Genomic DNA, 23933 nt, shown 5'->3' on the forward strand with positions numbered 1-23933 from the left:
CCCTTGTCTTTAAGAACGATCCAGCTCAATGTCGATGCCCAAGGAACGGATTTCCTTGACCAGCACATTGAACGATTCCGGCATGCCGGCTTCAATAGAGTGTTCGCCCTTGACGATGTTTTCGTACACCTTGGTACGACCTTGCACGTCATCGGACTTGACCGTCAGCATTTCCTGCAGCACGTAAGAAGCACCGTAGGCTTCCAGCGCCCACACTTCCATTTCACCGAAGCGCTGGCCACCGAACTGGGCCTTACCGCCCAGCGGCTGTTGGGTCACCAAGCTGTATGGGCCGGTAGAGCGGGCGTGCATCTTGTCGTCCACCAAGTGGTGCAGCTTCAGGTAGTGCATGTAGCCGACGGTGGTGGTGCGCTCGAAAGCATCACCACTTCGTCCGTCATACAGTTGGGCTTGTGTGCGGGTAGCGGTCAAACCCTTGGCCTTGGCCACGTCATCCGGATACGCCAACTGCAGCATGTCACCGATTTCTTTTTCGGTAGCGCCATCAAACACGGGTGACGCGAACGGCACACCGGTAATCAGCTCTTTGGCCATGTCTTGGACTTCGCTGTCCGTCAACTGAGCGAGGTCTTCCTTGCGACCGGTGCTGTTGTACACCTGCTCCAGGAAACCACGGATCTCGGTAGAGGCCGCTTCGCGTTGCAGCATGTCGCCAATGCGCTGACCCAAGCCCTTGCCGGCCCAGCCCAAGTGCACTTCCAACACCTGACCAATGTTCATACGCGATGGAACGCCCAGAGGATTCAGCACGATGTCCACCGGTGTACCGTCCGCGAGGTAAGGCATGTCTTCAACAGGAGTGATCTTGGAGACCACACCCTTGTTACCGTGACGGCCGGCCATCTTGTCACCGGGCTGCAAGCGACGCTTGACCGCGATGTAGACCTTGACCATCTTCAACACGCCTGCAGGCAGCTCGTCGCCTTGCGTCAACTTCTTGCGCTTTTCTTCAAAAGCGAGGTCGAAGCTGTGGCGAGTTTGCTCCAGGGAGTTCTTGATGCTTTCGAGCTGGCTTGCCACCTCTTCGTCCGCAGGACGGATGTCAAACCAGTGGAACTTCTCCACAGAAGTCAGGTAAGCCTTGTCGAGCTTGGTGCCCTTGGCCAGCTTTTGCGGGCCGCCATTGGCGACTTTGCCAGTCAACAACTTTTCGATACGGTCAAATGCGTCCGCTTCCACGATACGCAGCTGATCGTTCAGGTCGAGGCGGAACCGCTTGAGCTCGTCGTCAATGATCTGCTGTGCACGACGGTCACGCTGAATGCCTTCGCGGGTGAACACTTGGACGTCGATGACGGTGCCGGAGCTGCCCTGATCCACGCGCAGAGAAGTGTCCTTCACGTCGCTGGCCTTCTCGCCGAAGATCGCACGCAAGAGCTTTTCTTCAGGAGTGAGCGTGGTTTCGCCCTTGGGCGTGACCTTGCCAACCAAGGTGTCGCCCGGCAGAACTTCTGCACCCACATAAATGATGCCGGACTCGTCCAGACGGTTGAGCTGCTGTTCGCTCAAGTTGGGGATATCGCGCGTAATTTCTTCCGCACCCAACTTGGTGTCACGCGCCATCACCACGAGTTCTTCGATGTGGATGGAGGTGTAGCGGTCTTCCGCCACTACGCGCTCGCTGATCAAGATCGAATCTTCGAAGTTGTAGCCGTTCCACGGCATAAACGCGACCAACATGTTCTGACCAATGGCGATTTCACCCAGGTCAGTCGATGCGCCGTCGGCAATCACGTCGCCCTTGGCGAGCTTGTCGCCCTTCTTCACGATGGGGCGCTGATGGATGTTGGTGTTCTGGTTGGAACGCTGATACTTGATCAGGTTGTAGATATCCACACCGACTTCACCGGCTTGCGCTTCTGCATCGTTTACGCGGATCACGACTCGAGTCGCATCGACGTAATCGACGATACCGCCACGGGTCGCTGTCACCACAGTGCCGGAGTCGACCGCGGCGACGCGCTCGATACCGGTACCCACCATCGGTTTTTCAGGACGCAAAACGGGCACGGCTTGACGTGACATGTTGGCACCCATCAAAGCGCGGTTGGCGTCATCGTGTTCCAGGAATGGAACCAGAGAAGCAGCCACCGACACGATCTGGGCAGGCGACACGTCCATGTACTGAACGCGGTCAGCGCTCACCAGAATGGATTCACCCTTTTCACGTGCAGACACTAGGTCGCCGGTCAGCGTACCTTCCTTGTCCAGTGCCGCGTTGGCCTGGGCAATAACGTACTTGCCTTCTTCAATCGCAGACAGGTAGTCGATGTCATTGGTGACTTTGCTGTCCACCACACGGCGATAAGGGGTTTCAATGAAACCGTACTCGTTCAGGCGTGCGTACAGCGCCAAAGAGTTGATCAGGCCGATGTTTGGACCTTCGGGAGTTTCGATAGGACACACGCGACCATAGTGGGTCACGTGCACGTCTCGCACTTCGAAGCCAGCTCGCTCGCGGGTCAAACCACCAGGGCCAAGGGCCGATACACGGCGCTTGTGGGTGATTTCTGCCAGCGGGTTGGTCTGGTCCATGAACTGGGACAGCTGCGAAGCGCCAAAGAATTCCTTCAAGGCTGCCGAAATCGGCTTGCTGTTGATCAGGTCATGCGGCATCAGTGGCTCTTGCTCTGCCTGACCCAAACGTTCTTTCACCGCTTTTTCGATGCGCGCCAAACCAGTTCGGTATTGGTTCTCGGCCAATTCGCCCACACAACGTACGCGGCGGTTACCCAAGTGGTCGATGTCATCGACGTCACCACGGCCATTGCGCAGATCCACCAAGATCTTGACGACAGCCAGGATGTCTTCGTTGGTCAGCACCATCGGGCCGGTAGATTCCGTGCGGCCCATCTTGGCGTTGAACTTCATACGACCCACGCGAGACAAATCGTAGGTATCGGGGTTGTAGAACAAACGCTGGAACAGCGCCTGAACTGCGTCCTCTGTGGGCGGCTCGCCGGGACGCATCATGCGGTAGATAGCCACGCGTGCTGCGAACTCGTCTACCGTTTCATCGGTGCGCAGGGTTTGCGAAATGTAGGCGCCCTGGTCCAACTCGTTGGTGTAGATGCAAGCCAAGTCCTGAATACCTGCAGTGCGCAGTTTCTTCAGGAGTGCTTCTGTAAGCTCTTCGTTGGCCTTGGCCACGATTTCGCCGGTATCGCCGTCGACCACATTGCGCGCGACGACGCGGCCAATCAAAAAGTCTTCAGGGACGCTGATGTGTGTAGTGCCGGACTGTTCCAGTTCACGGGTGTGACGTGCTGTGACGCGCTTGTCCTTGGCAACAATGACCTTGCCCGACTTATCTGTGATGTCAAAGCGTGCGACTTCGCCACGCAAGCGCTCAGCCACGAATTCCATTTGCGCGCCACTGTCCATCAAGCGGAAGTTGTCGTTCACAAAGAAGTTGGCGAGGATGGACTCATTGTTCAGACCGATGGCCTTGAGCAAGATCGTGACCGGCATTTTGCGGCGACGGTCCACACGGAAATACAGCAAGTCTTTGGGGTCAAATTCAAAGTCTAGCCAAGAACCACGGTACGGGATGATGCGCGCAGAGAACAGCAATTTGCCCGAGCTGTGGGTCTTGCCCTTGTCATGTTCGAAGAACACGCCAGGGGAACGATGTAACTGGGACACGATCACGCGCTCAGTACCGTTGATGATGAAAGAGCCCTTGCCAGTCATCAGGGGCACTTCGCCCATGTAGACCTCTTGCTCTTTGACTTCCTTGACCACCTTGTTCTGACCGGTCGAAGACTCGCGGTCATAAATGATCAGTTGCACTTTGGCACGAACCGCAGATGCATAGGTCAAGCCACGGGTCTGGCATTCACGAACGTCAAAAGCTGGCTTGGCCAAGTTGTACTCGAGGTACTTCATTTCCACGAAACCGTTGTGCGAAACGATCGGGAAAGCAGCTTCGAAGGCAGCTTGCAAGCCCTCGGCGGTACGCTTTTTCGGTGTGATATCTGCTTGCAAGAACGCTGTGTAGGCGTCTTTTTGCATTTGCAGCAGGTAAGGGATCTCTAGCACGCTATCGCGACTACCGAAGTTTTTGCGAATTCGCTTGCGTTCTGTGTATGTGTAAGCCATTAGATCTCCGGGCAAAGGCTGAGGAATCCTGGGGGTCCTAGGCGACTGTCGCGTTGAGCATTCTCAACAGACTTGGCGATTGGCCACTACCAATCATTGGCGGACGGTCACGCGTTGCACGCGACCCGTACCAAGGCATCTTCTGCAGTCGGATCAGAAGACACAGGAAAGGAGTTCGTCACTACTTTCCTGTGCACACTAATACGGAGCCTACAAGCGGCAAAGGCTGGAGGCTCTTTTCGAACCTCCAGCCCATGCGAATCGGTCGATTACTTGAGTTCGACCTTAGCGCCAGCTTCTTCCAGCTTCTTCTTAGCAGCGTCAGCGTCAGCCTTGGACACGCCTTCCTTGACTGCCTTAGGTGCGCCGTCAACCAGGTCCTTGGCTTCTTTCAAGCCCAGACCAGTGATTTCGCGCACTGCCTTGATGACGGACACTTTGTTCGCGCCAGCGTCTGTCAAGACAACGTTGAATTCAGTCTTCTCTTCTGCAGCAGCAGCGGCACCGCCACCAGCAGCAGCAGGAGCAGCCATAGCAGCAGCGCTCACACCAAATTTCTCTTCGATGGCTTTCACCAGGTCGTTGAGTTCCATGACCGTCATGCTGTCCAGCGCGGTCAAAAATGCGTCTTTATCGAATGCCATTTTGATTTCCTAACAATATTGGTTACTACAGACAGGCAGCGATTACGCTGCAGCTGCCTCTGCGGGGGCAGCTTCTGCTGCGCCAGCGCCACGCTGTTCCGCCAATGCCGACAACACACGTGCTGTACGGGAAATGGGGGACTGCATCAAGCCCAACAACTGAGCCAACAACACTTCCTTCGAAGGGATGCTTGCCAATTGCTTCACGCCGTTCACGTCCAGGGCCTTACCGCCGTACGCACCAGCACGGATCACCAACTTGTCGTTGGTTTTCGCGAACTCGGCAACCACCTTAGCGGCAGCCACTGCGTCTTCGGAAAAGCCGTAGATCAGAGGACCGGTCATCTGGTCGGACACAATTTCAAACGCGCTGCCAGCAACGGCGCGGCGGGCCAAGGTGTTTTTCAACACACTCAGACTCACACCAGCGCTGCGTGCTGTGTTACGCAGTTTGGTCATGTCAGCGACCGTGATGCCACGGTATTCCGCGATCACGAGCGTTTGAGCTTTAGCGGCGAGGCCGGTCACATCACTGATGACCGCTTCTTTCTCACTGCGATTCAGACTCAAGGTCTACTCCTTTAAATGCACTTTGCAACTTACGCTGCTCATGCTCCACATTGCAGCGACCAACTGTTAACAGAACTCTCATTCCATCTGCAGCGGGATCGCCATCTGCGTTGGCAAAAATTAAGTGCCTATGGCACACCAACGGTCTTGGATGGCCCGGTTGCACCTTAACAGCACCCCCGGCCCACCACATCGGATTGGCCCGAGGACCAACCCAAATTCACGATTACGCCGCGATAGACTGGATGTCGACGCGAACGCCAACGCCCATCGTGGAAGACACCGCCACTTTACGCAGGTACAGACCCTTGCTAGATGCGGGCTTAGCTTTATTCAAAGCATCGACCAAAGCGGCCAAGTTACCTTGCAACTGGCCAGCTTCGAACGAACGACGACCGATGGTGCTGTGCACGATACCGGCCTTGTCAACGCGGAACTGCACTTGACCAGCCTTTGCATTCTTCACTGCTGTAGCAACGTCTGGAGTCACTGTGCCAACCTTGGGGTTAGGCATCAAACCGCGTGGTCCAAGGATCTGACCCAATGTACCCACGATACGCATCGCATCAGGAGCAGCAATCACGATATCGAAAGGCATGTCACCAGCCTTCACCATGGCGGCGAGGTCGTCCATACCAACCACATCTGCACCGGCGGCTTTAGCTTCTTCAGCCTTAGCACCTTGAGCAAACACAGCAACGCGCTTTGTCTTGCCGGTGCCGTTAGGCAACACAACAGCACCGCGAACTACTTGATCAGACTTCTTAGCATCAATCCCCAGTTGCACTGCAACGTCGATGGACTCATCGAACTTTGCGTTAGCAAATTCCTTGACCAAAGCCAAAGCATCAGTCAATGCGTACAGCTTGAGGCTGTCGATTTTGCCCACTTGGGTCTTTTGTTTTTTAGTCAGCTTGGACATTTACACGCCCTCCACATTCACGCCCATGGAACGGGCAGAGCCAGCGATAGTACGAACAGCAGCGTCGAGGTCGGCGGCAGTCATGTCCTTCATCTTGGTCTTTGCGATTTCTTCCAGCTGTGCGCGGGTGATCTTGCCAACCTTGTCTACGTGGGGACGGGCAGAACCCTTGTCCAACTTGATAGCCTTTTTGATCAAGACTGTTGCAGGTGGAGTTTTGATAACAAAAGTGAAGCTCTTGTCAGCAAATGCGGTGATCACCACAGGCAGTGGCAGACCTGGCTCAACACCTTGGGTCTGGGCATTGAATGCCTTGCAGAATTCCATGATGTTCAGGCCACGTTGACCCAATGCGGGGCCAATAGGTGGGGATGGGTTGGCCTTACCGGCCGGTACTTGCAGCTTGATAAAGCCGACAATCTTCTTTGCCATGATTTCTCCTGACGGGTCAAACGCCTCAAACCAGCAACTGGTCTCAGCTCCCCGGGGCTAGCGACTCAAAAGTTACCTAAAGTGCCGAGTCGAAAAACACTTTAAGTCGCGGCGCGATGCGCCAAAAATTGTCAGGTCTTCTCGATTTGAGAAAACTCCAGTTCGACCGGAGTAGAGCGACCAAAGATAGTGACCGAAACGCGCACCTTGCTCTTTTCGTAGTTCACATCTTCCACTGAACCATTGAAGTCGGTAAAAGGACCTTCCTTCACCCGAACAAACTCACCGACCACAAACTCAATCTTGTGTCGGGGCTTGTCAGTACCTTCTTGCATCTGATTGACGATTTTCATCACTTCAGACTCAGAAATAGGCGCTGGGCGGTTTTTAGCACCACCCACAAACCCTGTAACTTTGTTCGTGTGCTTGACCAAATGCCATGTATCGTCATCCATGACCATCTCAACCAAGACGTAGCCCGGAAAGAACTTGCGCTCAGTGGTTTTCTTTTGGCCGTTTTTGACTTCGACGACCTCTTCCATGGGAACCAGGATGCGACCGAACTTGGATTGCATGCCAGCGCGCTGGATACGCTCCAAAATATTGCGCTCCACGGCCTTCTCCATGCCGGAGTACGCATGAACCACGTACCAACGCAAATCTGGATTGGCAGCAGACGCAGCCGCTTCCGCAGCGGGAACTAGCACATCGTCAGTCATCATTTCTTCCATCCCAGGATCAAGTCGTAAAAGAGCCACTCCAGCGTCTTGTCAGTCAGCCACAAGAACACTGCCATGATCAACACAAATCCAAAAACGTAAGCCGTGATCTGAATGGCTTCTTTGCGCTCAGGCCAGACCACTTTTTTTACTTCACGCCATGCGTCGCGCCCGAATGCAATCAACTGGCGCCCGGATTCCGAAGAAAAGAAGGCGGCAGCAGACAACGCAAGTCCAACCAACAAAGCACCCCATTGCGCAACCTGACCTTGCTTGCCCAATAGATAAAAGGCAGCCAATGCCGCCAACAACAACACCACAGCCGCAGCAAGCTTGAACTTGTCTGCGCCCGTGTTGACGGTTTCAATTTGAGTCGATGCCATGTTATTTTTTCGCGTTTGCTTGCATTCGGTTTCAGCGACCTTAAGACGCTGAAGCCCGCTACACGGTAGCGGGCTCTTGGTTATCCACCGAATTCTGTTTCGGTGGCAGGGGCAGTAGGAATCGAACCTACAACCTTCGGTTTTGGAGACCGACGCTCTGCCAATTGAGCTATACCCCTACAGACTTTCCTTTACGCGATGATTTTGGCAACCACGCCGGCGCCCACGGTACGACCGCCTTCGCGAATAGCGAAACGCAGGCCTTCTTCCATGGCGATGGGGTTGATCAACTTCACAGTGATGGACACGTTGTCACCAGGCATCACCATTTCTTTGCCTTCTGGCAACTCGATCGCACCGGTCACGTCCGTAGTACGGAAGTAGAACTGGGGACGGTAGTTGTTGAAGAAAGGAGTGTGACGTCCGCCTTCGTCCTTGGACAAAACGTAGATTTCGCCAGTGAAGTGGGTGTGTGGCTTGATCGAACCGGGCTTGCACAGCACTTGGCCGCGCTGCACGTCTTCGCGCTTGGTGCCGCGCAACAGGATACCGACGTTATCGCCTGCTTGACCTTGGTCGAGCAGCTTGCGGAACATTTCGACGCCTGTGCAGGTGGTCTTTTGTGTGTCGGCGATACCAACGATTTCGATTTCTTCGCCAACCTTGATGATACCGCGCTCAACGCGACCTGTCACCACGGTGCCGCGACCGGAGATCGAGAACACGTCTTCCACGGGCATCAGGAATGCGCCGTCCACTGCGCGCTCTGGCAGGGGGATGTAGGAGTCAAGTGCGTCAGCCAACTTCATGATCGCGCCTTCGCCCAGGTCACCCTTGTCGCCTTCCATGGCGAGCTTGGCGGAACCGTGGATGATGGGGGTGTCGTCGCCTGGGAAGTCGTACTTGGACAGGAGTTCGCGAACTTCCATTTCGACCAGTTCCAACAACTCAGCGTCGTCAACCATGTCGCACTTGTTCAGGAACACGATGATGTAAGGCACGCCCACTTGACGAGCCAACAAGATGTGCTCACGTGTCTGGGGCATTGGGCCGTCAGCTGCGGAGCAAACCAGAATAGCGCCGTCCATTTGTGCCGCGCCAGTGATCATGTTCTTCACATAGTCAGCGTGCCCGGGGCAATCCACGTGTGCATAGTGGCGGTTGGCGGTTTCGTACTCAACGTGTGCAGTGTTGATGGTAATGCCGCGTGCTTTTTCTTCAGGTGCTGCGTCGATCTGGTCGTACGCTTTGGCGGATCCACCAAACTTGGCTGCCAACACAGTGGTGATAGCCGCTGTCAGTGTGGTCTTGCCGTGGTCCACATGACCAATGGTGCCAACGTTGACGTGTGGCTTGGTACGTGTGAATTTTTCTTTACCCATGCTTAGCTCCGAAAAGTAATAGGTTCAAACAAATAACTATCGCCGTACTACCGCCATCACAAGCATGCCAGCGGCAACGCCAAAATTGGTGCCCTTTGCGGGAATCGGACCCGCGACCTCTCCCTTACCAAGGGAGTGCTCTACCACTGAGCCAAAAGGGCAAAGATTTGCTTGCGCAAACCTTGATATTTCAACACAACAAACACAGCAACTTGCGACTTTGGAGCGGGGTAGGAGAATCGAACTCCTCGCTTTAGCTTGGAAGGCTAAGGTATTACCACTATACGAACCCCGCACAGGCCCGCCAATCTAACAGTCTTTCAAGTCACTGGTGGAGAGGGCTGGATTCGAACCAGCGTACTCGTAAGAGGGCAGATTTACAGTCTGCTGCCATTAACCACTCGGCCACCTCTCCTTCGGTGAACCCCGGATTATGCCAGCTTTATTCCAACGCGTCACCTTCGCGCTGTTTTTTTTGCAAATTGCACTGAAATAGTTCTTGAGCGCCCAGCATCCGGGACGAATCACTCTTCGGACAAGATCCGGTTTGCCTCGGAAAAATGTCCACACCCGATGAAGGGAACAGGTGGACGCAAGGCAGAAAGTGGCGAGGGATGATTCGCGCACAACACGGTATGGCGAGTCTCGTCTATCAGCGTCCGCTTGCTTTGAGCATGCGCCCCCCAGAGCATGAAAATCACACGGCCTGGGGCACCCGATACCGCGCTGATGGCTGCATCCGTCAGAGTCTCCCAGCCGCGGCGTGCATGGCTCGCGGGCTTCCCCTCCTCCACCGTCAAGCAGGTGTTGAGCAGCAAGACACCCCGACTTGCCCACGACAACAGGCTGCCCTGCGTCATGAGAAAGCAGCTATCGAGCGCGAGAGGCTCGCGCGCCAGTTCTTTGAAAATATTGCGCAAAGAAGGTGGGACAGCGACTCCGGGCGCCACCGAAAAAGCAAGACCTTCCGCTTGGCCGCGGCCATGGTAGGGGTCTTGCCCGAGGATGACCACTCTGACGGATTTCAACGGCGTGAGCTCCAAGGCACGCATTGGCTGCGGAGGAAAAATGACCGCGCCCGCCGCCAAACGCTGCCTGAGGAATGCGAGCAGCCCTTGGCCAACCGCGCCCGAGAAAAATGGATCGGTGACGGCCTGCCAACTCGGATGAACCGGCCACCGCCCGGGATCAGCAGACTGCAATTGCGAGTTCGCAAAAGCGGGCCCGCCCCCGTCATCCGGCAGCAGCGAAAACTGCATGCGGGTCAGCCGAACAGCGCTTCCAGCGCCTCGCCGGGCTCTGGCGCCCGCATGAACGCCTCGCCCACCAGAAATGCGTTCACACCGGCGGCGCCCATGCGCAAAACATCGTCCCGGGTGTGAATGCCGCTCTCGGTTACCAAGAGCTTGTCCGCCGGCACCATGGCCCGCAAGGCGAGCGTGGTGTCCAGCGTCACTTCGAACGTTTTCAAATTGCGGTTGTTGATGCCCAGCAGCGGCGTTTTGAGCTTCAAGGCACGCTCCAACTCGGCTTGGTCATGGACCTCCACCAGCACCGCCATATCGAGGCTGAGAGCAATTGCTTCCAAGTCTTTCATTTGCGCATCGTCCAGGCACGCAGCAATCAGCAGGATGGCGTCAGCGCCCATGGCGCGCGATTCATAAATTTGATAGGGATCGACCATGAAATCTTTGCGCAATACCGGCAACTGGCAGCTGGCGCGCGCTTGCTTCAGGTAGTCCACCTCGCCCTGAAAAAACTGCACATCGGTCAGTACCGACAAACACGCCGCGCCATGCTCTGCATAGCTCTGCGCAATATCCGCAGGAATGAAGTCTTCCCGAATCACGCCCTTGGAAGGACTGGCCTTTTTCACCTCGGCAATCACCGCCGGTTTGCCTGCTGAAATCTTGCTGCGCAGCGCACCCACGAAGTCGCGTGTTAGCACCCGCGATTCCGCGTCGGCTCGCACGATCTCCAATGATTTACGGCGGATAGCGGCCGCCACTTCCTGGTGCTTAACGGCTACGATTTTGTCGAGAATGTCGCTCATGATATTTCCTGTTATTTAGTTCGCCAGCCGGGCACTCAAGGCTACCAGCGCATCCAGCTTGGCCTTCGCCGCTCCTGATTCGATAGCAGCTTGCGCCAGCTTGATGCCGGCTTCCATAGATTCCGCCACATTGGCGGCATAAAGTGCGACACCGGCATTCAAGACCACAATGTCTTTGGCCGGCCCGCTTTGGTTGTTCAGCACGCCCATCAACATGGCTTTGGAGTCCTCAGCGGTTTCCACCTTCAGGGCCCGGTTGCTGGCCATGACCATGCCGAAGTCTTCGGGGTGGATTTCGTATTCGCGGATTTCGCCGTTCTTGAGCTCACCCACCAGCGTGCCGGCGCCCAAGCTCACCTCGTCCATGCCATCACGGCCGTAGACCACGATAGCGTGTTCCGCGCCCAAGCGCTGCAAAGCGCGCACCTGGATACCCACCAAATCAGCGTGGAACACGCCCATGAGGATGTTGGGGGCGCCGGCCGGGTTGGTCAGCGGGCCCAAGATGTTGAAGATGGTGCGGACACCCATTTCCTTGCGCACTGGAGCCACATTCTTCATGGCAGGGTGGTGGTTCGGCGCGAACATGAAGCCGATACCCTGCTCCGCCACGCACTGGGCGATCTGCTCGGGTTTGAGGTTGATGTTCAGGCCCAATGCCTCCAACACATCGGCGCTGCCGCTTTTGCTGCTCACGCTGCGCCCGCCATGCTTGCTGACCTTGGCGCCTGCCGCAGCGGCCACAAACATGCTGCAAGTGGAGATGTTGAAAGTGTGGCTGCCGTCGCCGCCCGTGCCCACGATGTCCACCAGATTGGTTTTGTCCGCGACCTCCACCTTGGTAGAAAACTCGCGCATCACCTGCGCGGCGGCGGTAATTTCGCCGATGGTTTCCTTTTTAACGCGCAGGCCGGTAATGATGGCTGCCATCATCACGGGAGACATCTCGCCGGACATGATCTGGCGCATCAGGTGCAGCATCTCGTCGTGAAAGATTTCACGGTGTTCGATGGTGCGCTGCAAGGCCTCTTGAGGGGTGATTTTGACGGTGTGCGGCATGACAGACTCCTTAGACTTTGGGCGCTGCACTCAGCGCCAATTTGATTCCGAAACCGACAAACAAGGCGCCGGCCAGCCGGTCGAGCCAATGCATGCCCCTCTGGATCGCAGCGGTTCGCTGCGCGGCCCAAGCCGCCAGGACGGCATAACCGATATTGATCGGGATGGCGTTGAGATTGAACAGCACCCCCAGCACCAGAAAAGCCACCGTGGGATGGGCTGCGCCCGGCGTAATGAACTGCGGCACAAAGGCCAGAAAAAACAGCGCCACTTTGGGGTTGAGTGCGTTCGTCCAAAAGCCTCTGAAAAACAAAGATTTTAGGCCTCCAGCCATCACAGAATCTTCGCTTCCCGCTTCTATTTTGATAGCATCCGGTGTCCTGGACAGGAGCAGCCGCACACCTACGTACAGCAAGTAGGCCGCCCCCACCCACTTGAGCACACTGAACGCCATGGCCGAGGTCGCCATCAGCGCGCTCACCCCCAAGCCGGCCGCCACAATGTGCACAAAGCAACCGGCCGTGATCCCCAACGCGGCCACGATACCTGCCCGCACCCCGCTGCGCAGGGCGCTACTCACGATGTAGAGCACATCGGGGCCCGGGGTCAGGTTCAGCAACCAGCCCGACAGCACAAACAAACCAAGGTGCTCGATTCCCAGCTCTGCGAGCATCCCGCGCGCCTCCGCTTAGTAGACCGCGGCGCCGGGCAGCGCAGCAGCCGGTGCGGACGGCACGGCCTGGGCAAAGAAGCTGCGCACCGCTTCGATGGCGCGGTCAATACCCGCAGCGTCCACGTCCAGGTGGGTCACAAAGCGCAAACCAATCAGCCCGGTGGCCAGCACGCCGCGCTCTTTCAAGTGGGCCAGCAGAGCCGGGCCACGGCCCTGCTCCACGTCGACAAACACAATGTTGGTGTTGGCCGAGCGCACCTTTAAGCCGTCGATCCCATGCAGGCCCGCAGCCAATCGCTGTGCCAGCGCATGATCGTCCGCCAAGCGCTCCACATGGTGGCCCAGCGCAAAGCTGGCCGCCGCCGCCAGAAAACCCGCTTGGCGCATGCCGCCACCCGCCATCTTGCGGATGCGGTGGGCACGGGCGATCAGCTCGCGGCTGCCACACAAAGCCGATCCCACAGGCGCACCCAAGCCCTTGCTGAAGCACACCGACACGCTGTCAAAGTAACCCGCTATCCGGCGGGCAGACGCCAGGGCGGTTTCACCCGCTTGACGGGTAGCTACCGCCGCATTGAACAGGCGCGCGCCATCCAGGTGCACCGCGAGACCACGCTCCCGCGCCAGTGCGGTTGCCTGCTCCAGGTAACTCGCAGGCATGGGGTTGCCGTTCCAGGTGTTTTCCAGGCACAGCAAGCGGGTACGGGCGAAGTGGCAGTCATCGGGTTTGATGGCAGCCGCAATGTCGGCCAGCGCCATTTGCCCGCCCGCATCTTGCGCGAGCGGCTGCGGTTGAATGCTGCCGAGCACCGCAGCACCACCGCCCTCATAGCGGTAGGTGTGGGCCATTTGACCGACGATGTACTCGTCACCCCGGCCGCAATGCGCCATCAGGCCGCACAGGTTGCTTTGGGTGCCGGTGGGCATGAACAGCGCCGCCTCGAAACCAAGCAATGCAGCCAGCTTGTCCTGCAGCGCATTGACACTGGGGTCATCGCCAAACACATCGTCGCCCACCGGCGCGGCCCACATGGCTTCGCGCATGGCGGCGGTCGGGCGGGTCACGGTGTCGCTACGCAAGTCAACAATAGGAGTCATTTGAGCCTCTAGCGCTTATGGAATATGCGCGAGTAGCTATTAAAACAATAGCTGCCCGCCTACCGGTTTATTGCAGAAAGTTCTTCAGCATGGCATGGCCATGCTCGGTCAGGATGCTCTCGGGGTGGAACTGCACCCCCTCCATGCGCACCGCGTGCGGCAGGTTCTTGTGGCGCACCCCCATGATCTCGCCATCATCCGTCCACGCGGTGACCGCCAGCTCTTGCGGGCAGCTCGCGCGCTCAATCGCCAGCGAGTGGTAACGGTTGACGGTGAACCTCTCGGGCAGACCGGCGAAAACGCCTTCTTGCGTGGTGGTGATCACACTGGTTTTGCCGTGCATCAACTCCTGCGCGCGGATGATCTTGCCACCCAAGGCTGCGCCAATGCTCTGGTGCCCGAGGCACACACCCAGAATCGGCAACTTGCCCATGAAATGGCGGATCGCGGGCACCGAAATCCCTGCCTCGTTGGGTGAGCAGGGGCCGGGCGAAATCACCAGCCGGTCGGCGCCGCGTGCGGCAATGCCTTCGAGGGTGATTTCGTCGTTGCGGAACACCTCGACCTCGGCACCGAGTTCACCGAAGTACTGCACGATGTTGAAAGTGAACGAGTCGTAGTTGTCGATCATCACGAGTTTCATACGGTTTCTCCTTGGCGCAAACGGGCAAACTCCCGGTGCTCAAATGCAATCGAAGCGTCCATCAGGGCGCGGTAGGCGGCTTCCAGCACATCAGGCTGCCCACCCAGCTCGGTAGCCATACGGCGCACCCGGGCGGCGATGAATTCAATCCGCTCCTGGTCATGCACTTTGGTCACATCCTGCTTGATACGGGCCGCTTGGCTCATGTAGTGGGTCCGCTCGACCAGCAAGGCGGTGATCCGCTCATCGAGGGCGTCGATATGGCTGCGCACCTCGGCCATGGTGTCGCAGTGCCGGGCCTGGGGCAGGTCTTTGTGTAGCAGGCTCATTGCAGTCCCTCCTCCACCAGTTCGGCGGCGCGCAGCAATGCACGGGCCTTCGCCTCGGTTTCTTTCCACTCCAGCTCAGGAACGCTGTCGGCCACCACGCCGGCTGCGGCCTGCACATACAGCATCTGGTCTTTGATGATGCCGGTGCGGATGGCAATCGCCACATCCATGTCGCCCGCGTAGCTCAGATAACCGCAGGCGCCACCATAAATGCCGCGCTTGATCGGCTCCAGCTGGTCGATCAGCTCCATGGCGTGCACCTTGGGTGCGCCGGTGAGTGTGCCGGCCGGGAAAGTGGCCTTGAGCACGTCCATGCTGGTCATGCCGGCGTTCAGGGTGCCCTCGACGTTGCTCACGATGTGCATCACATGGCTATAGCGCTCGACGATGAAAGCATCGGTCACCTTCACAGAGCCGATTTCGGCAATGCGGCCGATGTCGTTGCGGGCCAGGTCGATCAGCATCACATGCTCGGCGCGCTCTTTGGGGTCGTTGATCAACTCCACCTCGGCCGCCTTGTCCAGCTCAGGGGTGGCACCGCGCGGGCGGGTGCCGGCCAGGGGGCGGATGGTCACTTTGGTACCGGGCTTGTCGCCCACGGTGATTTGCTCTTGGCGGACCAAAATCTCCGGCGAAGCGCCCACCACTTGAAAGTCCCCAAAGTTGTAGAAATACATGTAGGGGCTGGGGTTCAGCGTGCGAAGGGCACGGTACAGACTCAGGGGCGATGCGGTGTAGCGCTTCTTGATGCGCTGCCCCACCTGCACCTGCATGAAATCGCCACCGGCAATCAGCTCTTTGGCGCGCTCCACGGCGGCAATGTAGTCCGCCTTAGCAAAATCGCGCTGAGGCTCGAAGGACTGACCGGGCTTGATATCCGGCGCGCTCACGGCCTGCGCCAGCTTGGCACGTAGCTCGGCCAAGCGCGCTTGGCCTGCGGCATACGCGCCGGGTAAAGCCGGATCCATGTACACCATCAGGTGCAGCTTGCCCGACAAGTTGTCAATCACCGCCAGCTCTTCGCACTGCAAGAGCAGGATGTCAGGCGTGCCCAGCTCATCCGGCGGGCAGCTGTGCTGCAACTTTTTCTCGATATAGCGCACGGCGTCGTAGCCAAAGTACCCTGCCAGACCACCGCAGAAACGCGGCATGCCGGGCTGCAGCGCCACCTTGAAGCGCTGCTGGTACTGCGCAATAAAGTCGAGGGGGTTGAGCGCCGAGGTTTCCACCACCACGCCATCGGTGACCACTTCGGTCCGGACATCAGCGCCAAAATGACTGGCTCGCACCAGGGTGCGCGCAGGCAACCCGATAAAGCTGTAGCGGCCAAAGCGCTCGCCGCCCACCACCGACTCCAGCAAAAAGCTGTTGGCAGCAGGTTCGGCTTCCCCAGCATTACGGGCGAGCTTGAGGTATACGGAAAGTGGGGTTTCCAGGTCCGCAAAAGCCTGGATGCTCAAAGGGATGCGGTTGTAGCCTTGCGCCTGCAGGGCCAAAAATTCGGATTCAGTCATCGGGGGCTGTGCCTCTCAAACAATCTATTCACGGGGAGCTGGCACGCGAAGCTGCCAACTCGAAAAAGGTGCGCGCAATAGATCGGAGGGGAATCCGTGCCACTTGATCGCGCAAAGCCCAAAAACCGTGCGCAGTGGCCGCTATATGCGGCCGGCAGGTATCAGAGCCCAGGCACAACAGACAAGGTACGCCAGGGCCAGGCCCCCCGGTCGCTCAAACCTGTTCTGCTGATGTGGTGGATAAACATAGGCACCCAGTGTAGCAAACACGCCAGGGAACCGGACCACAAAGAAACGGGGCTACCCGCAAAAACCCTGATGCGCGTTCGGTTCCACAAATGCACAATCGAATTTAGAAAAAAGAACGACCGTTCTATTTAAGGCCTCCATGACATTGAAACATTTTTTTTCCACGTGGCTGCTAGCGGCTTGTGCAGCAACGAGTGCTGTTGCGGCAACGGAAATCCATGGCGTCAAAATCGAAGACAGCATCACACTGGCCGGCAGCAAACTGCAGCTCAACGGCGCAGGCACCCGCTTTAAAGCCGTGTTCAAGGTCTATGTCGGCGAGCTCTACACCAGCCAGAAGGTCAGCTCCCTCGATGAACTGATTGCAGCGCCCGGGCCCAAGCGCCTGAGCATGACGTTCGTCCGCGAAATCGAAGCCGGTCCCTTCGGCAAGTTGCTGACGCGCGGGGTGGAAGACAACGTACCGAAAAACGAAATGTCCAAGCTGGTGCCGGGTCTGATCCGCATGGGCGACATCTTTACGGTGAACAAAGTGCTTGTCCCAGGGGATGTGATCTATCTCGACTGGATACCGGGCACCGGCATGGTCGTGACCGCCAAAGGCAAAGTCCAGGGCGAGCCCTTCAAGGAGCCTGAGTTCTACAAGGCCATCATGTCCATCTGGTTCGGCCCCTCACCGGCCGACTTCAAACTGAAAGAGGCCCTGCTCGGCCAGAAATAAGTTCCGCTTTACTCCAAGCCTCACAGGCCGGTATGGAAACGTACCGGCCTTTTTTCTTGTGCCGCCCATCAAACACCGCAAATCAAGGTGACAAAGTCACGGCGGCGCGTTAGATTGGGTGCGCCACCTCCATCCCCTCTTGCAGCCTTGGGAGACACACGTGAAACTCAGTTTGAAACTGCCACTGGCATTTGTACTGGCTTTGGTATTGCTGTTCATGGGGGGCGTGTTTGGCATACGAACACTCAACCATGCGGTAGACACCTACCGGATCGACGTGTTGCGCCACGTCGAAGCCAATAAAAAGGCGGCCGACATCGCAGGACAGTTTTCCGTCGCTATCCAGGAGTGGAAAAACGTGCTGCTGCGCGGAAAGAACCCGAAAGACCTCGACCTCTACTGGGCCGCGCACCAAAAAGAAATGGCAAAGGTCATTGAAGGTGTGGACGCCCTGAGCCGCGAAATGGACGACAGCACCAGCCGCGACCTCACCACACGGCTATCGGCCGCCATGGGCAGCACCGCCAAGGCCTATGAGAGTGCTTTCATGGCGTTCAAGGTAAGTGGTTTCGATGCCACCGTGGGTGACAAAGCCGCCCGCGGCAAAGACCGGGAGTCCGCCGGTCTGTTGATCACCCTGCGCAAACACCTGTCTGAAGAAGAAGCCCTGGCCTCCGAGAGCGCGAGCGCGCTAGCCTCGCGCGGAAGCGCTTTGGCCTATGGGGTCATGACCCTCGTCACCCTGATCGGTTTTGCCGGCAGCATTTGGATGAGCCGGCAAATTGTGCGCCCCTTGAGAGAGGCTGTGAGTGCCGCAGACAAGGTATCCCGCGGCGATTTGACGGCAACCCTTTACCCCGAGGGGCAAGACGAAATCGCCCATTTGCTGCGCTCCCTGCAAACCATGCAGACCAACCTGTCCACACTGGTCACCAAAGTACGGCAAGGCGCGGAAAACGTGTCCCACGCGAGTGCGGAGATTGCCCATGGCAATCACGACCTGTCGCTCCGCACCGAACAGCAGGCCAGCGCCTTACAAGAAACCGCAGCGTCCATGGATGAATTAGGCGCGACAGTGAGCCGCAGCTCCGAGGGTGCAGCGCAAGCGAATGAGCGCGCAGTGAGCGCCTCGGAGGTTGCTTCGCGCGGTGGAGACGCGGTGGGCAAAGTGGTCGAGACAATGAAAGGCATTCACACCGCATCGAGCCGTATTTCAGAAATCATCGGGGTCATCGACGGCATCGCGTTCCAGACCAATATTCTGGCCCTGAATGCGGCAGTCGAGGCAGCCCGGGCCGGGGAGCAAGGCCGCGGTTTTGCGGTGGTGGCCGCAGAGGTCCGCAGCTTGGCCGGCCGGAGTGCCGAGGCCGCCAAAGAAATCAAAAGCCTGATCAACGCCAGCGTGGAGCAAGTGGCCCTCGGGAGCAGCCAGGCCGCCCAAGCGGGCCACACCATGGCGGAGGTGGTGAACGCCATCCGGGAGGTCAGCACCATGGTGAGCGACATCAGCAATGCCAGTCACGAGCAACGCATTGGCGTCAGCCAAGCGGGGCACGCGGTCACCCTGATCGATGAGGCGACCCAACAAAACGCTGCCTTGGTCGAGCAAATGGCCGCCGCTGCGTCGGGGCTGAAAGAGCAGGCCAAGGAATTGGTGGGCGTGGCCACCGTCTTCAGGCTCGCCACCTGAACCGCCGCCCGGCCTGTTCCGGCCGGGCGTTTTCTAGATCCAGCGCAGCTGCGTCAGGCGGTCGACCACTGCATCCGCGTCGACCTGATCCACCGGTTCCCCATGGTTGTAGCCGTAACTGACCAGCAACACGGGGCAGCCTGCGGCCCGTGCGGCTTGCGCATCGTTGCTCGAATCTCCCACCATGAGGGTGCGCCCCGGCACGGTGCCGAGTCGCTCGCAGGCGTGCAACAAAGGCATGGGGTCCGGCTTCTTCCGGGCTACCGTGTCGCCGCCAATTACGAGTGGAAAAAATGGCGCAAGGCCTTTCTCTTGCAGCAAGTCGCGCGCAAACGCAGCCGGCTTGTTGGTCACGCACACCATGGGTAGCCCCGCCTGCTGCCAGCCGGCCAGCGCATCACGAACTCCGGGGTAAACCTCAGAGTAGCGTCCGTTGATCGCCCGATAGTGATGCTGGTAAGACGCCCATGCCTGTTCAAAAAGTGCTACGTTATCAGTAGCGGCAACCCCTTGATCAATGTGCGCCAGAAGGCCTTTTATCAAGTTTTCCGAGCCTTTGCCCACCAGCCGCTCGACCAAGGCTTGTTCCACCACAAAATCCCGGTACGGCAGCGGCAGATCTGCCACCATGCGCTGCAGAGCCTGTACAAAATCACCCAGCGTGTCCACCATGGTTCCGTCCAGGTCCACGATCACGGCATCTACATTTGACCGGGGCCAATCCAACATCTCACTCACGAATTCCACTCCTGATGGCGCGCGCCTGAATCCAGGACACGAGTTCATTCACGGGCAAAGGCTTGGCAATCCAATACCCTTGGGCTTTCTGGCAACCCATGGCCGCCATTTGCAAGGCTTGCGCCTCGGTTTCAATGCCTTCGGCCACAGTGCCGAGTTTGAGCGTTGCAGCAACCCGCAGGGTCGCTTCGATCAGCACCCGGTGGTATTCGCTCTTGTCGAGCAAGTTCACAAACGACCGGTCGATCTTCACCGAGTGAACCGGCAGCTCGTGCAAGCACGCAAGCGACGAGTAGCCGGTACCGAAATCGTCCAGCGACAGCGCAATACCCATCGCCCGCAGGTCTTGCAAGGTGCTTTGCACCAGCGCATCTTGCGCGGCCAAGCTCTCGGTGACTTCCAGCACCAGCTGGAAGGGCTCCATATTGGCCAGACGCAGGGCGTCCCGCACCGCATCCACCAGCCCCGGCTCCCGGAGTTGCGCACGGGACAGGTTGACCGACACACTGGGTGGCGCCTCCGGACCCAGCACACGCTGCATTTTTTCAAAAGCCTGGCAGGCCTCTTGCAAGACGAACTGGCCCAAGGCGGCTATCAAGCCGCAAGACTCCGCCAGCGGAATAAAGTCCACCGGCGACACTGCGCCGCGCACCGGATGGTGCCAACGCACCAAGGCTTCCATTCCCGCCAGCCCGTATCCGGGCAGATCCACAAGCGGCTGGTACACCACTGACATTTCACGCTGGGCCAGCGCATCGCGCAGGTCGTTTTCGAGCGCCACGGAATTGCTGACCTGCGAACGCATGGCAGGGTCGAACACCACATAGCGCGCACGGCCCGTGCGCTTGGCTTCATACATGGCGATGTCAGCGTCGCGCAGCACGCTGTCAGCATCGGGCTCGGCGTGGGCGCTGGTCACGATGCCGATGCTCACCGTAGAAATCACCCGGTGCCCCTCCACGGTGTAGGGCACGGCCAAAGTGTCCAGCAAACGGCTCGCGACATGGATTGCATCGAGATCGCCCCGAATGTCATCCAGCAGCACCACGAACTCGTCTCCGCCGATACGGGCCGCCACTTTTTCGAAGTCGTCGCCCAGGGTAAAGGCATCACCCGGCCGAAGGCTGTCTTCGAGGCGGCGCGCGATTTGGCGCAGCAGACCGTCGCCCACCGTATGGCCCAAGGTGTCGTTGACCTGCTTGAAGCGGTCAAAATCCATGAAAAGGACGGCAAAGTGGTAGCCCGGCTCGGTCCGGTGCCGCTCAATCGCCGTGCGGATCAACTCAAGCATCACGGTCCGGTTGGGCAAGGCCGTCAAGTCGTCAGTGCGCGCTGCAGAGCGGAGCTGCTGCTCCAAGGCCTTTTGGGCATTGACGTCCATCGCCACGCCGGCAATCCGCAGCACCCGGCCTTGCACCGTGCGGTCCGCCGCGCGGCCTGCAAACAAAATCCAGATCCAGCGACCGGACTGATGCCGCAAGCGCACCGAGAGCCGGTGCTCGTGGGTTTCATCCAGCAGGTGTTGGCGAATCGACTCCTTCCAGGGCAACCAATCGTCCGGGTGAATCAATGCTTTCCAACTCTCTGCGTGGGGGGACAAAACTCCGTCGGGATAGCCCAGGAACTGCTGCATGCGGCGGTTCCAGCCCACGGTGTTATCCAACAGATCCCAATGCCAAATCCCCAAGCCAGCCCCGGATACGGCCAACGACAAAATCTCTTGCTGGGAGCGCACTTCACTCAAATCGGTGGCCACCAGCACCCAACCGGCGTCGCCGCCTGCAGGGTCTGCAATCGGCTGCATGTCCACCAGCACCCAGCCCCGCAAGCCTTGCCTCGTCAATATGCGGACCTCACGCTTGATGCCACGGCCTTGGACCAGGGCTTCGGTGAACTCTGAAAAATGCGTCGGGTCCGCACTGCGCCCCCGCAACAACGTGCCGATCCGGCGGCCTTGCGCCGCCTCGCTGGTGTAACCGGTGAGCTCGGTGAATGCTTGATTGATCCAGGTCACCCGGTGGGAGGCATCGGTAATGGCAATCGCATTGGAGCTGATTTCGGCGACAGTCGCCATGCGCTTAAGCCGCTCGGCTTGGCGCGATAACTCTTCATATTGGCGGCGCACCGCCCGGGCAGTGGGCTCCACCAGAAACACCGCCAGCGCAAGGATCAGGAGCACAACCCCACCGACGATAGCCCATATCGTTCTAATCAGGCGGTGGCTGCGCTGCGAGGTATCCGCGGCCAACTGCTGCGCCAAGGTGTACAGCGTCATCTCCGCACGCGCGATGACCCGCATGGTGCTGCGGACCTCCGTGTCCTGCAGCGCCCGGGGCGTCTCGCCGGACAGATTAGCCCGGTCGAGTGACGCCCACAGGGCCTCGCGGACTACCAGCCAATCCTTCAAGGCAGCAATGGTTTCCCGGGAAGAAAGCGGGGCACTCTCCGACTGGCGGCGCTGCATTTGATCCAGCACATCCGCCTCTTTGCGCAGTCGCAGCGTGGTAGACGCCAGCGCCTGCCAACGATCAGGGTCCGGCGCTTGCGCCTCCGGGTCGGGGACCAACAGGCTGAGCCGCTGCAGCAACACCCGCTGCTCGGACACGCTGTGCAATATGTGCAGGTCCAATTGCCGGTTTTCCTGCCACTGCAAAGACAAAACGGCACGGTAAATCCCGAGCACCAACAGCAGCAGCAACACCCCGTACATGGCGCAGCGCACCAGCACATGGGTGTACAGCCCGCCCGAAGGAGGCACGCGGAGTCGCTGCATCAGCACGCGGGGGGTAGCCACAAATCGCGGAGTGTGATGCAGCGCTGGATCAGCGAGCGACGCGTCAAGCCGCCAGCGCCAGGCGCATGGCATCGACGACCGACTTGTAGTCCGGCTTGCCGAAAATAGCACTGCCAGCCACAAAGGTGTCTGCACCAGCATCGGCTACGCGGCGGATGTTGTCGGTCTTGATACCACCGTCCACCTCAAGGCGGATGTCTTTACCGCTTGCGTCGATGCGCTTGCGCACTGCCTCGATCTTGCGCAAGGCCGAGTCAATAAAGCTCTGCCCACCAAAGCCGGGGTTCACGCTCATGATGAGAATCAGGTCGATGTCGTCGATCACCCAGTCCAGCACATCCAAAGGCTCGGCGGGGTTGAACACCAAACCGGCTTTTACGCCCTTGCTCTTGATCGCCTGCACGCTGCGGTGCACATGGCCGGAGGCATCGGGGTGAAAGCTGATGTAGTCCGCACCGGCCTCGGCAAAGCTCGCCGCCAGCGCATCCACCGGGGAAATCATCAAATGCACATCAATCGGCACTGCCACGCCGGCCGCTGTTTTGGCATGGGGCTTGAGTGCACTGCAAATCATGGGGCCGAAGGTCAGGTTCGGCACATAGTGGTTGTCCATCACATCAAAGTGAATCCAGTCCGCACCTGCCGCGATAACGTCAGTCACTTCTTGACCCAAACGGGCAAAGTCGGCGGAGAGGATGGAGGGAGCAATGCGAAAGGTCATAACAACGACGTCCGGGTAGGGGTGAGCGGGTTTATAGGGGTATTTCGGATTGCTTATTTTCGCAGGTAGCATTGCCCGATGGCCAAATATGCTTTTATGGTGGAAGTCAGCCCCCAATACTTGGCGGACCAATCCGCACCGAACGAGGACCTCTACGTCTTCGCCTATACCGTCACGATCACCAATGTCGGCGAGGTGACAGCCCAATTGATCTCCCGCACCTGGAACGTCAACGACGCGACCGGCCATACCGAGCGCGTCAAAGGGCTGGGGGTGGTGGGGCAGCAACCCCTGCTCAAGCCCGGCCAGGCCTTCGAGTACACCAGCGGCACCCGTTTGCGCACCCCCACCGGCACCATGCACGGCAGCTTTTTCTGTGTGGCCGAGGATGGTGAGAAGTTTGATACCGATATCCCGATGTTCGTTCTGGACGCCCTGAGCGACGCCGGCGGCTCGCGCACCTTGCATTGAGTAACG

The 23933-nt window shown here is 58.5% G+C and carries 22 protein-coding genes and 4 tRNA genes; 3 read left to right on the plus strand and 23 right to left on the minus strand.

From position 1 onward, the window contains the following. Window positions 1-9: 9 nt before the first annotated feature. The 20 genes from rpoB to RAE19_RS07220 all read right to left on the minus strand — a co-directional run bounded on the left by rpoB (window position 10) and on the right by RAE19_RS07220 (window position 16543). Window positions 10-4122, minus strand: coding sequence for a DNA-directed RNA polymerase subunit beta (rpoB, locus tag RAE19_RS07125; protein ID WP_313874238.1), 4113 nt, complete (start codon window positions 4120-4122; stop codon window positions 10-12). A 269-nt stretch (window positions 4123-4391) separates the two neighbouring features. Then, the gene (gene rplL / locus RAE19_RS07130) at window positions 4392-4766 is read right to left on the minus strand and encodes a 50S ribosomal protein L7/L12 (protein ID WP_313874239.1); all 375 of its coding nucleotides are present in this window, start codon (window positions 4764-4766) and stop codon (window positions 4392-4394) included. Between the two features lie 42 nt (window positions 4767-4808). Then, entirely contained in the window at window positions 4809-5336 is a 528-nt protein-coding gene (gene rplJ / locus RAE19_RS07135) for a 50S ribosomal protein L10 (protein WP_313874240.1), read from the minus strand. A 226-nt stretch (window positions 5337-5562) separates the two neighbouring features. Then, window positions 5563-6258 carry a 50S ribosomal protein L1 gene (gene rplA, locus RAE19_RS07140; protein ID WP_313874241.1) on the minus strand — a complete coding sequence of 232 codons (696 nt, stop codon included), beginning with the start codon at window positions 6256-6258 and terminating at the stop codon, window positions 5563-5565. Next, window positions 6259-6690 carry a 50S ribosomal protein L11 gene (gene rplK / locus RAE19_RS07145; protein ID WP_313874242.1) on the minus strand — a complete coding sequence of 144 codons (432 nt, stop codon included), beginning with the start codon at window positions 6688-6690 and terminating at the stop codon, window positions 6259-6261. A 131-nt stretch (window positions 6691-6821) separates the two neighbouring features. Next, the gene (gene nusG, locus RAE19_RS07150; RefSeq protein ID WP_313874243.1) at window positions 6822-7409 is read right to left on the minus strand and encodes a transcription termination/antitermination protein NusG; all 588 of its coding nucleotides are present in this window, start codon (window positions 7407-7409) and stop codon (window positions 6822-6824) included. After that, entirely contained in the window at window positions 7409-7792 is a 384-nt protein-coding gene (secE, locus tag RAE19_RS07155; protein WP_313874244.1) for a preprotein translocase subunit SecE, read from the minus strand. Before secE ends, nusG begins: the two co-directional genes overlap by 1 nt. 103 nt (window positions 7793-7895) lie before the next feature. Then, a tRNA-Trp gene (locus RAE19_RS07160) sits at window positions 7896-7971 on the minus strand. Between the two features lie 12 nt (window positions 7972-7983). Beyond that, complete coding sequence (gene tuf / locus RAE19_RS07165) at window positions 7984-9174, minus strand: elongation factor Tu (protein ID WP_313874245.1); 1191 nt, start codon at window positions 9172-9174, stop codon at window positions 7984-7986. Window positions 9175-9260: 86 nt separating this feature from the next. Next, window positions 9261-9335 (minus strand) — tRNA-Thr (locus tag RAE19_RS07170). Between the two features lie 60 nt (window positions 9336-9395). After that, window positions 9396-9469: transfer RNA gene (locus RAE19_RS07175), tRNA-Gly, on the minus strand. A 34-nt stretch (window positions 9470-9503) separates the two neighbouring features. After that, a tRNA-Tyr gene (locus RAE19_RS07180) sits at window positions 9504-9589 on the minus strand. Between the two features lie 109 nt (window positions 9590-9698). Next, a complete protein-coding gene (locus RAE19_RS07185; RefSeq protein ID WP_313874246.1) occupies window positions 9699-10433 on the minus strand; it encodes a uracil-DNA glycosylase in 735 nt (244 codons plus the stop codon). Between the two features lie 5 nt (window positions 10434-10438). Further along, complete coding sequence (trpC, locus tag RAE19_RS07190; RefSeq protein ID WP_313874247.1) at window positions 10439-11227, minus strand: indole-3-glycerol phosphate synthase TrpC; 789 nt, start codon at window positions 11225-11227, stop codon at window positions 10439-10441. A 15-nt stretch (window positions 11228-11242) separates the two neighbouring features. Beyond that, window positions 11243-12286 (minus strand): anthranilate phosphoribosyltransferase, encoded by a 1044-nt coding sequence (gene trpD, locus RAE19_RS07195; protein ID WP_313874248.1) that lies wholly within the window; start codon window positions 12284-12286, stop codon window positions 11243-11245. A 10-nt stretch (window positions 12287-12296) separates the two neighbouring features. Further along, window positions 12297-12959 (minus strand): LysE family translocator, encoded by a 663-nt coding sequence (locus RAE19_RS07200; protein ID WP_313874249.1) that lies wholly within the window; start codon window positions 12957-12959, stop codon window positions 12297-12299. 15 nt (window positions 12960-12974) lie between these two features. Further along, a complete protein-coding gene (ltaE, locus tag RAE19_RS07205; protein ID WP_313874250.1) occupies window positions 12975-14057 on the minus strand; it encodes a low-specificity L-threonine aldolase in 1083 nt (360 codons plus the stop codon). Between the two features lie 67 nt (window positions 14058-14124). Continuing rightward, a complete protein-coding gene (locus tag RAE19_RS07210) occupies window positions 14125-14700 on the minus strand; it encodes an anthranilate synthase component II (RefSeq protein WP_313874251.1) in 576 nt (191 codons plus the stop codon). Further along, entirely contained in the window at window positions 14697-15029 is a 333-nt protein-coding gene (locus tag RAE19_RS07215) for a chorismate mutase (RefSeq protein ID WP_313874252.1), read from the minus strand. Before RAE19_RS07215 ends, RAE19_RS07210 begins: the two co-directional genes overlap by 4 nt. Then, the gene (locus RAE19_RS07220) at window positions 15026-16543 is read right to left on the minus strand and encodes an anthranilate synthase component I family protein (protein WP_313874253.1); all 1518 of its coding nucleotides are present in this window, start codon (window positions 16541-16543) and stop codon (window positions 15026-15028) included. The genes RAE19_RS07215 and RAE19_RS07220 overlap by 4 nt, the downstream gene beginning before the upstream one ends. 388 nt (window positions 16544-16931) lie before the next feature. Here RAE19_RS07220 and RAE19_RS07225 point away from each other — a divergent pair, with 388 nt between their 5' ends. Both RAE19_RS07225 and RAE19_RS07230 read left to right on the plus strand, forming a co-directional pair. Continuing rightward, window positions 16932-17513 (plus strand): chalcone isomerase family protein, encoded by a 582-nt coding sequence (locus RAE19_RS07225; protein ID WP_313874254.1) that lies wholly within the window; start codon window positions 16932-16934, stop codon window positions 17511-17513. A 160-nt stretch (window positions 17514-17673) separates the two neighbouring features. After that, the gene (locus tag RAE19_RS07230; RefSeq protein ID WP_313874255.1) at window positions 17674-19203 is read left to right on the plus strand and encodes a methyl-accepting chemotaxis protein; all 1530 of its coding nucleotides are present in this window, start codon (window positions 17674-17676) and stop codon (window positions 19201-19203) included. A 33-nt stretch (window positions 19204-19236) separates the two neighbouring features. Here the strand turns inward: RAE19_RS07230 and gph are convergent, their stop codons facing one another. The 3 genes from gph to rpe are packed head-to-tail and all read right to left on the minus strand — an operon-like array spanning window position 19237 to window position 23456. Beyond that, window positions 19237-19932, minus strand: a complete 696-nt coding sequence (gph, locus tag RAE19_RS07235) for a phosphoglycolate phosphatase (RefSeq protein WP_313876192.1) — start codon at window positions 19930-19932, stop codon at window positions 19237-19239. A gap of 1 nt (window position 19933) precedes the next feature. Further along, on the minus strand, window positions 19934-22735 hold the full coding sequence (locus RAE19_RS07240) for a putative bifunctional diguanylate cyclase/phosphodiesterase (RefSeq protein ID WP_313874256.1): 2802 nt from the start codon (window positions 22733-22735) through the stop codon (window positions 19934-19936). A gap of 43 nt (window positions 22736-22778) precedes the next feature. Beyond that, a complete protein-coding gene (rpe, locus tag RAE19_RS07245; protein ID WP_313874257.1) occupies window positions 22779-23456 on the minus strand; it encodes a ribulose-phosphate 3-epimerase in 678 nt (225 codons plus the stop codon). Between the two features lie 78 nt (window positions 23457-23534). Between rpe and apaG the strand changes: the two genes are divergently transcribed. After that, entirely contained in the window at window positions 23535-23927 is a 393-nt protein-coding gene (gene apaG / locus RAE19_RS07250; RefSeq protein ID WP_313874258.1) for a Co2+/Mg2+ efflux protein ApaG, read from the plus strand. Window positions 23928-23933 lie beyond the last annotated feature (6 nt).

This window comes from Rhodoferax potami (assembly GCF_032193805.1).
Taxonomy (GTDB): Bacteria; Pseudomonadota; Gammaproteobacteria; order Burkholderiales; family Burkholderiaceae_C; genus Allorhodoferax; species Allorhodoferax potami_A.

Coding starts and splice junctions, on each gene's coding strand:
- rpoB (WP_313874238.1), bottom strand. CDS start 4,122: ATGGCTTACACATACACAGAACGCAAGCGAATTCGCAAAAACTTCGGT.
- rplL (WP_313874239.1), bottom strand. CDS start 4,766: ATGGCATTCGATAAAGACGCATTTTTGACCGCGCTGGACAGCATGACG.
- rplA (WP_313874241.1), bottom strand. CDS start 6,258: ATGTCCAAGCTGACTAAAAAACAAAAGACCCAAGTGGGCAAAATCGAC.
- rplK (WP_313874242.1), bottom strand. CDS start 6,690: ATGGCAAAGAAGATTGTCGGCTTTATCAAGCTGCAAGTACCGGCCGGT.
- nusG (WP_313874243.1), bottom strand. CDS start 7,409: ATGACTGACGATGTGCTAGTTCCCGCTGCGGAAGCGGCTGCGTCTGCT.
- secE (WP_313874244.1), bottom strand. CDS start 7,792: ATGGCATCGACTCAAATTGAAACCGTCAACACGGGCGCAGACAAGTTC.
- tuf (WP_313874245.1), bottom strand. CDS start 9,174: ATGGGTAAAGAAAAATTCACACGTACCAAGCCACACGTCAACGTTGGC.
- RAE19_RS07185 (WP_313874246.1), bottom strand. CDS start 10,433: ATGCAGTTTTCGCTGCTGCCGGATGACGGGGGCGGGCCCGCTTTTGCG.
- trpC (WP_313874247.1), bottom strand. CDS start 11,227: ATGAGCGACATTCTCGACAAAATCGTAGCCGTTAAGCACCAGGAAGTG.
- trpD (WP_313874248.1), bottom strand. CDS start 12,286: ATGCCGCACACCGTCAAAATCACCCCTCAAGAGGCCTTGCAGCGCACC.
- RAE19_RS07200 (WP_313874249.1), bottom strand. CDS start 12,959: ATGCTCGCAGAGCTGGGAATCGAGCACCTTGGTTTGTTTGTGCTGTCG.
- ltaE (WP_313874250.1), bottom strand. CDS start 14,057: ATGACTCCTATTGTTGACTTGCGTAGCGACACCGTGACCCGCCCGACC.
- RAE19_RS07210 (WP_313874251.1), bottom strand. CDS start 14,700: ATGAAACTCGTGATGATCGACAACTACGACTCGTTCACTTTCAACATC.
- RAE19_RS07215 (WP_313874252.1), bottom strand. CDS start 15,029: ATGAGCCTGCTACACAAAGACCTGCCCCAGGCCCGGCACTGCGACACC.
- RAE19_RS07220 (WP_313874253.1), bottom strand. CDS start 16,543: ATGACTGAATCCGAATTTTTGGCCCTGCAGGCGCAAGGCTACAACCGC.
- RAE19_RS07225 (WP_313874254.1), top strand. CDS start 16,932: ATGACATTGAAACATTTTTTTTCCACGTGGCTGCTAGCGGCTTGTGCA.
- gph (WP_313876192.1), bottom strand. CDS start 19,932: ATGTTGGATTGGCCCCGGTCAAATGTAGATGCCGTGATCGTGGACCTG.
- rpe (WP_313874257.1), bottom strand. CDS start 23,456: ATGACCTTTCGCATTGCTCCCTCCATCCTCTCCGCCGACTTTGCCCGT.
- apaG (WP_313874258.1), top strand. CDS start 23,535: ATGGCCAAATATGCTTTTATGGTGGAAGTCAGCCCCCAATACTTGGCG.